The sequence below is a fragment of the Streptomyces sp. NPDC058459 genome, assembly GCF_042721685.1.
Taxonomy (GTDB): Bacteria; Actinomycetota; Actinomycetes; order Streptomycetales; family Streptomycetaceae; genus Streptomyces.
Window position 1 is genome coordinate 119,530 of the sequence record NZ_JBHXLV010000001.1, and the last position, 7,804, is coordinate 127,333.

The window sequence follows — 7,804 nt, forward strand, 5'->3', positions numbered from 1 at the left end:
CGACGGGCACCGCCGTCCGGGACGCGTCCGGCTCCGGCCCGGTGTCCGCCCGCTCCGTACTGCCGTGCCGCGGGGCGGGCCTCGGGCGGTGCGGCATGCGTATACCCATGCCCGCAGTCTCGCGGGTGGCGGGCCGGGGCTGCGTTCTGGCGGGGGCCACGGGAGTGAAGCCCCGCGGGAGGGTGGCCTCCCGCGGGGTCCGGGGTGGCTCAGTGCGCCGCCGACTCCCAGTCCGGGCCGACGCCCACCGAGACGTCCAGCGGCGCCCGCAGGCTGACCGCGTTCGCCATCTCGCGGCGGACCAGTTCCTCGGCCGCCGCGCGCTCGCCGGGGGCGATCTCCAGCACGATTTCGTCGTGGACCTGGAGCAGCATGCGGGACTTGAGGTCCGCCTCGCGCAGCGCCCGGTCCACATCGAGCATCGCGATCTTGACGATGTCGGCGGCCGTGCCCTGGATCGGGGCGTTCAGCGCCATCCGCTCGGCGGCCTCGCGGCGCTGGCGGTTGTCGCTGTTGAGGTCGGGCAGATAGCGGCGACGGCCGAAGAGGGTCGCCGTGTAGCCGGTCGCCCGCGCCTCGTCGACCGCGCGGCGCAGATAGTCGCGCACCCCGCCGAACCGCTCGAAGTAGGTGTCCATCAGGACGCGGGCCTCGCCGGCGTCGATGTTCAGCTGCTGGGAGAGGCCGAAGGCGGACAGACCGTAGGCGAGGCCGTACGACATGGCCTTGATCTTGCGGCGCATCTCCGCGTCCACCGCGTCCCGGCCGACGGAGAACACCTGGGAGGCGACCGTGGTGTGCAGGTCCTCGCCGGAGGTGAACGCCTCGATCAGGCCCGCGTCCTCGGAGAGGTGGGCCATGACGCGCAGCTCGATCTGGCTGTAGTCGGCGGTCATCAGGGACTCGAAGCCCTCGCCGACCACGAAGCCCCGGCGGATCGCACGGCCCTCGTCGGTGCGGACCGGGATGTTCTGCAGGTTGGGGTCGGTGGAGGACAGCCGGCCGGTCGCGGCCACCGTCTGGTTGAAGGTGGTGTGGATACGGCCGTCGGCGGCGATGGTCTTGATCAGGCCCTCGACCGTGACGCGGAGCTTGGCCTGCTCCCGGTGGCGGAGCATGATGACCGGCAGTTCGTTGTCGGTCTGCGCGGCGAGCCAGGCCAGGGCGTCGGCGTCGGTGGTGTACCCGGTCTTGGTCTTCTTGGTCCTGGGCAGCGCCAGCTCGCCGAAGAGGACCTCCTGGAGCTGCTTGGGCGAGCCGAGGTTGAACTCGTGCCCGGCGGCCGCGTGCGCCTCCTTCACCGCCTGCTGAACGGCGCCCGCGAAGGTCTGCTCCATCGTCTCCAGATGGGTGCGGTCGGCCGCGATGCCGTGCCGCTCCAGGCGGGCGAGCAGCGCGGAGGTGGGCAGCTCCATGTCCCGCAGCAGGTCGGCGGAGCCCACCTCGGCGAGCCGGGTGTCCATCGCCTCCCCCAGGTCGAGGATGGCGCGGGCCTTGATCATCAGTGCCTCGGCCTCGGCGCCGTCGTCCGTGCCGAACGCCAGCTGGCCGTCGGCCGCGGCGGCCGGGGCCAGCTCGCGGTGCAGGTACTCCAGCGAGAGCGCGTCCAGGTCGAAGGAGCGGCGGCCGGGCTTGACCAGGTAGGCGGCGAGCGCGGTGTCCATGGACACGCCCTCCACCCGCCAGCCGTGCTCGGCCAGCACGCGCATCGCGCCCTTGGCGTTGTGCAGCACCTTGGGGCGGGCAGGGTCGGCCAGCCAGTCGGCGAACGCCCGCTCGTCGGCCTCGTCCAGCTCGGCGGGGTCGAAGAAGGCGGCCGCTCCCCCGGCGGCGGCGAGGGCGACCTCGGCGACCGAGCCGGAGCCCAGCGCCCAGGTGTCCACCGTGGCCATGCCCAGCGGCCCGGCGGCGTGCCCGGCCAGCCAGCCGGCCAGCTCGCCGGTGCTCAGGACCGTGCCGTCCACCTCGATGCCGTCCGCGACGACCGGGGTGGCCTCGGCCTCCTCGGCGCCGGGGTCGACCGCGAAGAGGCGCTCGCGCAGCGAGGGGTTGCGGATCTCCAGAGTGTCCAGGAAGGCCGCCACGGTCTTGCGGTCGTACGGCTCACGGCCGAGGTCCGCCACCGTCCTCGGCAGCTCGACGTCGCGCTCCAGCTCGGTCAGGACGCGGTTGAGCTTGACCGACTCCAGGTGGTCGCGGAGGTTCTGCCCGGCCTTGCCCTTGACCTCCTCGACCCGCTCGACCAGCTCCGCGAACGAGCCGAACTGGTTGATCCACTTCGCGGCGGTCTTCTCACCGACGCCGGGGATTCCGGGCAGGTTGTCGGACGGGTCGCCGCGCAGGGCGGCGAAGTCGGGGTACTGCGCGGGCGTCAACCCGTACTTCTCGAAGACCTTCTCCGGGGTGAAGCGGGTCAGCTCCGAGACGCCCTTGGTCGGGTAGAGGACCGTGGTGTGCTCGCTGACCAGCTGGAAGGAGTCCCGGTCGCCGGTGACGATCAGCACGTCGAAGCCCGCGGCCTCGGCCTGCGTGGCGAGGGTGGCGATGACGTCGTCCGCCTCGAAGCCGTCCACGGCGAAGCGGGGCGCGTGCATCGCGTCCAGCAGCTCGCCGATCAGCCCGACCTGGCCCCTGAACTCGTCCGGGGTCTGGGAGCGGTTCGCCTTGTACTCGGTGAACCGCTCGGAGCGCCAGGTCTTGCGGGACACGTCGAAGGCGACCGCGAAGTGCGTGGGCGCCTCGTCACGCAGGGTGTTGGCAAGCATCGAGGCGAAACCGTAGATCGCGTTCGTCGGCTGGCCCGTCGCGGTGGTGAAGTTCTCCGCGGGCAGCGCGAAGAACGCGCGGTACGCCAGTGAGTGCCCGTCCATGAGCATGAGGCGGGGTCGGCCGCCGGGAGGGGTGCCGGTCTTCTTCGATGCTGTCTCTGCCACGCCCCCGATCCTGCCACGCCCCACTGACAGCCGAGGCCGCGAACCGGTCCGCCGGACGATCCCGCACGTTGTCCACAGGGCTCCCCCCGCCGGCGCTCGCGGGGCATGCTTGTCAGCGGGCCGGGGGACCCGGATGTGAGAAGGACGACCGAAGAGGAGCGGGCGATGGCGACGAAGCCGCCCAAGGGCGATCCGGTGCAGGACGCGCCGCGGACAGGGGAGCCGAAGCACACGGCGGCGGGACTGCCGGCGGTGGGGCACTCCTTGAAGATCGCGCGGGAGCAGATGGGGGTGCGGCGCACCGCGCTGACCCTGCTGCGGGTGAACCAGAAGGACGGCTTCGACTGCCCCGGCTGCGCCTGGCCCGAGCCGGAGCACCGGCACCTGGCGGAGTTCTGCGAGAACGGCGCCAAGGCGGTGGCCGAGGAGGCCACCCTGCGCCGGGTCACCCCGGAGTTCTTCGCCGCGCACCCGATGGCCGACCTGGCCGGGCGCAGCGGCTACTGGCTGGGCCAGCAGGGCCGCCTCACCCACCCCATGTACCTGCCCGAGGGTGCCGACCGCTACGAGCCGGTCAGCTGGGAGCGCGCCTTCGGCATCATCGCCGAGGAGATCGCGGCTCTCGGCTCACCCGACGAGGCCGTCTTCTACACCTCGGGGCGCACCAGCAACGAGGCGGCTTTCCTGTACCAGCTGTTCGCCCGTGAGCTGGGCACGAACAACCTGCCCGACTGCTCCAACATGTGCCACGAGTCGTCCGGTTCGGCGCTCTCGGAGACGATCGGCATCGGCAAGGGCAGCGTCCTGCTGGAGGATCTGTACCGGGCCGACCTGATCATCGTCGCCGGGCAGAACCCGGGGACCAACCACCCGCGCATGCTCTCCGCGCTGGAGAGGGCCAAGTCGTCCGGCGCGAAGATCATCAGCGTCAATCCGCTGCCCGAGGCGGGCCTGGAGCGGTTCAAGAACCCGCAGACCGCGCAGGGCATGCTCAAGGGCGCCGCGCTCAACGATCTGTTCCTGCAGATCCGCCTCGGCGGCGACCAGGCCCTCTTCCGCCTCCTCAACAAGCTGATCCTGGAGACGGACGGCGCGGTCGACGAGGAGTTCGTCCGCGAGCACACCCACGGCTTCGAGGAGTTCGCCGAGGCGGCGGCCAAGGCCGGCTGGGACGAGACCCTGACCGCGACCGGCCTGCCCCGCGCTGAGATCGAGCGGGCCCTTGAGATGGTGCTCGCCTCGGAGCGGACCGTCGTCTGCTGGGCCATGGGCCTCACCCAGCACAAGCACTCCGTGCCGACCATCCGCGAGGTGGTCAACTTCCTGCTCCTGCGCGGGAACATCGGCCGTCCCGGGGCGGGGGTGTGCCCGGCGCGCGGCCACTCCAACGTGCAGGGCGACCGCACGATGGGCATCTTCGAGCGGCCCGCGCCCGCCTTCCTGGACGCGCTGGAGCGGGAGTTCGGCTTCGCACCACCGCGCGAGTACGGCTTCGACGTCGTACGGGCCATCCGCGCGCTGCGGGACGGCGAGGCGAAGGTGTTCTTCGCCATGGGCGGCAACTTCGTCTCCGCCTCCCCCGACACCGAGGTGACCGAGGCGGCCATGCGGCGGGCCCGGCTCACCGTGCATGTGTCGACCAAGCTGAACCGTTCGCACGTGGTCACCGGTGCCCGCGCGCTGATCCTGCCGACGCTGGGGCGCACCGAGCGAGATGTGCAGGCGGGCGGCGAGCAGTTCGTCACCGTCGAGGACTCCATGGGCATGGTGCACGCCTCCCGTGGACGCCTGGCGCCCGCGAGCGGCCGGCTGCTGTCCGAGCCCGCCATCGTGGCCCGGCTGGCGCGGCGGGTGCTGCCGGACAGCGCGGTGCCGTGGGAGGAGTTCGAGCGGGACTACGCGGCGATCCGCGACCGCATCGCGCGGGTGGTCCCCGGCTTCGAGGATTTCAACGCCCGCGTCGCCCACCCCGGCGGCTTCACGCTGCCGCACGCCCCGCGCGACGAGCGGCGCTTCCCCACCGCCACCGGCAAGGCCAACTTCACGGCGGCGCCGGTGGAGCACCCGGAGCTGCCCGAGGGCCGGCTGCTGCTCCAGACGCTGCGCTCGCACGACCAGTACAACACCACCATCTACGGCCTGGACGACCGCTACCGGGGCATCACCGGCGGCCGCCGGGTGGTGCTGGTCCACCCCGAGGACGCCCGTGAACTGGGCGTGGCGGACGGGAGTTACGTGGATCTGGTGGGCGAGTAGAGCGACGGGGTGGAGCGGCGCGCACCCGGCTTCCGCGTGGTGCACTACCCGACCGCGCGGGGCTGCGCGGCCTCGTACTACCCGGAGACCAATGTGCTGGTGCCGCTGGACGCCACCGCCGACACCAGCAACACCCCGGCCGGCAAGTCCGTGGTGGTCCGGCTGGAGGCGTGCCAGGAAGGCCGTCTGGAACAATCGGCGACCGACTGAGCGTTCGCTCAGTGATACGAGGACGCCGCCGGACAGGCGCACGAGAACGGAGCCGGGCATGGGTGAGCAGCAGCGGACGCAGTTCCCGCAGGAGATCATCGAGGAGTACGCGGCGCTGGGCGTGGACCTGCCCGCGCTGTTCTCCGCCGGTCACCTCGGGACGCGGATGGGCGTGCAGATCATCGAGGCGGCGCCGGAGCGGGTGGTCGGCACCATGCCGGTGGAGGGCAACACCCAGCCGTACGGACTGCTGCACGGCGGCGCCTCCGCGGTGCTGGCCGAGACCCTCGGCTCGGTCGGCTCGATGCTGCACGGCGGCAGCTCCAAGATCGCCGTCGGTGTCGACCTGAACTGCACCCACCACAGGGGCGCCAGCTCCGGCCTGGTCACGGGCGTCGCCACCCCCGTCCACCGGGGCCGCTCGACGGCGACTTACGAGATCGTCATCACCGACGACCGGGACCGCCGCGTCTGCACTGCCCGCCTGACCTGCCTGCTTCGCGACCTCCCGGCGGGCGAGGCCGTGGCCAAGGGCTGACCCGCCCGGCACCCCGCCCCGCCCCCCGCCGTGGCTTCGGCATGGGGCGGGGTGCTTCATGGACGGCCCGGGTCCGCCGCCCGGCGGCGCCGCACCCGACCGATTTCGGCCACCGCAGGCGCCGGCGCCGCGCCGTCGGCCGGCGGCATTTTCGGGCCACGCGCCTCGGCAGGACGCGACCGCCGTGACCACCTGTGTCACGGAATGCGAATACGTGCCCGAAAACGCCGGGCCGCCTTTCCTGGAAGTGACGCTGCGTAATACGCGCGCAATACAGGCCCGGAGTTTCGTCTTCGAAAGTGCACCGTCATCACCAAAACCTCTGAGACGCCTGAACAGTTGACGGCGGGGCCTGCGGGTTCTCAGTATGTGGACAGGGCGAATCGGCTGGAATTCCTGCGTTCCACCCAGGGGGTACCGCTCTGCATTACCTCGTGTCATAACAAGAGCGTCACAGCCTTGGTCAAGCTCTCCTCCACGTTCCCCGCACCCGCTTAGAGTCACGGCCAGTCACCGCGCCCCGGATTCGCTTTTCGGCCAGGCGCGCGGCTCGACCGTTTCCATGGGGATGCGGTCGTCCAGGGAAAGGACTGATCGTGCGTCAACGTTCGCTCATCGCCATCACCGCCGCGCTGTCCGCGGGAGCGCTCACCCTCACAGCCTGCGGCTCGCGCGACAGCGGCGACAACGGCTCCGACGCCAAGGGCGGCACCACCGTCACCATCGGCATCGACGCCCCGCTGACCGGCGACCTGTCCGCGCTGGGCCTCGGCATCAAGAACTCGGTGGACCTCGCGGCCAAGACCGCGAACAAGAAGGAGTTCGTCAAGGGCGTCACCTTCAAGGTCGACGCCAAGGACGACCAGGCCCAGCCCTCGTCCGGCCAGCAGAACTCCACCGCCTTCGTCACCGACAAGAACGTCCTCGGCGTCGTCGGCCCGCTGAACTCCTCCGTCGCCGAGTCGATGCAGAAGGTCCTCGACGACGCCAAGCTGGCCCAGGTCTCCCCCGCCAACACCGGCCCCGGCCTCACCCAGGGCACGGACTGGCAGAACAAGAAGGTGCGTCAGTACAAGTCGTACTTCCGCACCGCGACCACCGACGCCATCCAGGGCCCGTACGCGGCGGAGTACGTCTTCAACAAGGCCAAGAAGAAGAAGGTCTTCGTCATCGACGACAAGAAGACCTACGGCGCCGGTCTCGCCGCCACCTTCACCGACGCGTTCAAGAAGCTCGGCGGCAAGGTCGTCGGCACCGAGCACATCAACCCCGACACCAAGGACTTCTCCGCGGTCGCCACCAAGGTGAAGACCTCCGGCGCCGATGTCGTCTACTACGGCGGCGAGTACCCGCAGGCCGGCCCGCTCACCAAGCAGATCAAGGCCGCCGGCGCCAAGGTCCCGCTGGTCGGCGGTGACGGCATCAAGGACGACACCTTCTTCAAGCTCGGCGGCCCCGCCGCCACCGGTGACTACGCCACCTCCGTCGGAGCTCCGGTGGAGACGCTGCCCTCCGCCAAGCAGTTCGTCGCCGACTACAAGGCAGCGGGCTACAAGGAGGACTACGCGGCCTACGGCGGCTACTCCTACGACTCCGCCTGGTCGATCATCGAGGCCGTCAAGAAGGTCGTCGACGACAACGGCGGCAAGCTGCCCTCCGACGCCCGCGCGAAGGTCACCGCCGCCCTCCAGAACGTCTCCTTCGACGGTGTGACCGGCAAGGTCTCCTTCGACGAGTTCGGCGACGCCACCAACAAGCAGCTCACCGTCTACTCCGTCAAGGACGGTGCCTGGCAGGCCGTGGAGTCCGGCACCTACAACGGTTCCTGACCCACACCGCACGAGCCGAGCCGCGCGGGGCGCTCAAG

General features: G+C 70.9%; 3 protein-coding genes and 1 pseudogene. 3 read left to right on the forward strand and 1 reads right to left on the reverse strand.

Annotation, left to right across the window (positions count from 1 at the left end; genetic code table 11):
* Positions 1-209 precede the first annotated feature (209 nt).
* The gene (gene polA, locus ACFWN1_RS00585) at positions 210-2,933 is read right to left on the reverse strand and encodes a DNA polymerase I (RefSeq protein ID WP_384356578.1); all 2,724 of its coding nucleotides are present in this window, start codon (positions 2,931-2,933) and stop codon (positions 210-212) included.
* A gap of 165 nt (positions 2,934-3,098) precedes the next feature.
* Here polA and ACFWN1_RS00590 point away from each other — a divergent pair.
* The 3 genes and pseudogenes from ACFWN1_RS00590 (at position 3,099) to ACFWN1_RS00600 (ending at position 7,766) form a co-directional block, all read left to right on the forward strand.
* Positions 3,099-5,399 (forward strand): annotated as a pseudogene (locus ACFWN1_RS00590) (FdhF/YdeP family oxidoreductase).
* A 58-nt stretch (positions 5,400-5,457) separates the two neighbouring features.
* Positions 5,458-5,937: a PaaI family thioesterase gene (locus ACFWN1_RS00595; protein WP_384356581.1), complete on the forward strand. Its 480-nt coding sequence runs from the start codon at positions 5,458-5,460 to the stop codon at positions 5,935-5,937.
* 596 nt (positions 5,938-6,533) lie between these two features.
* Entirely contained in the window at positions 6,534-7,766 is a 1,233-nt protein-coding gene (locus ACFWN1_RS00600) for a branched-chain amino acid ABC transporter substrate-binding protein (RefSeq protein ID WP_384356584.1), read from the forward strand.
* Positions 7,767-7,804: the final 38 nt, after the last annotated feature.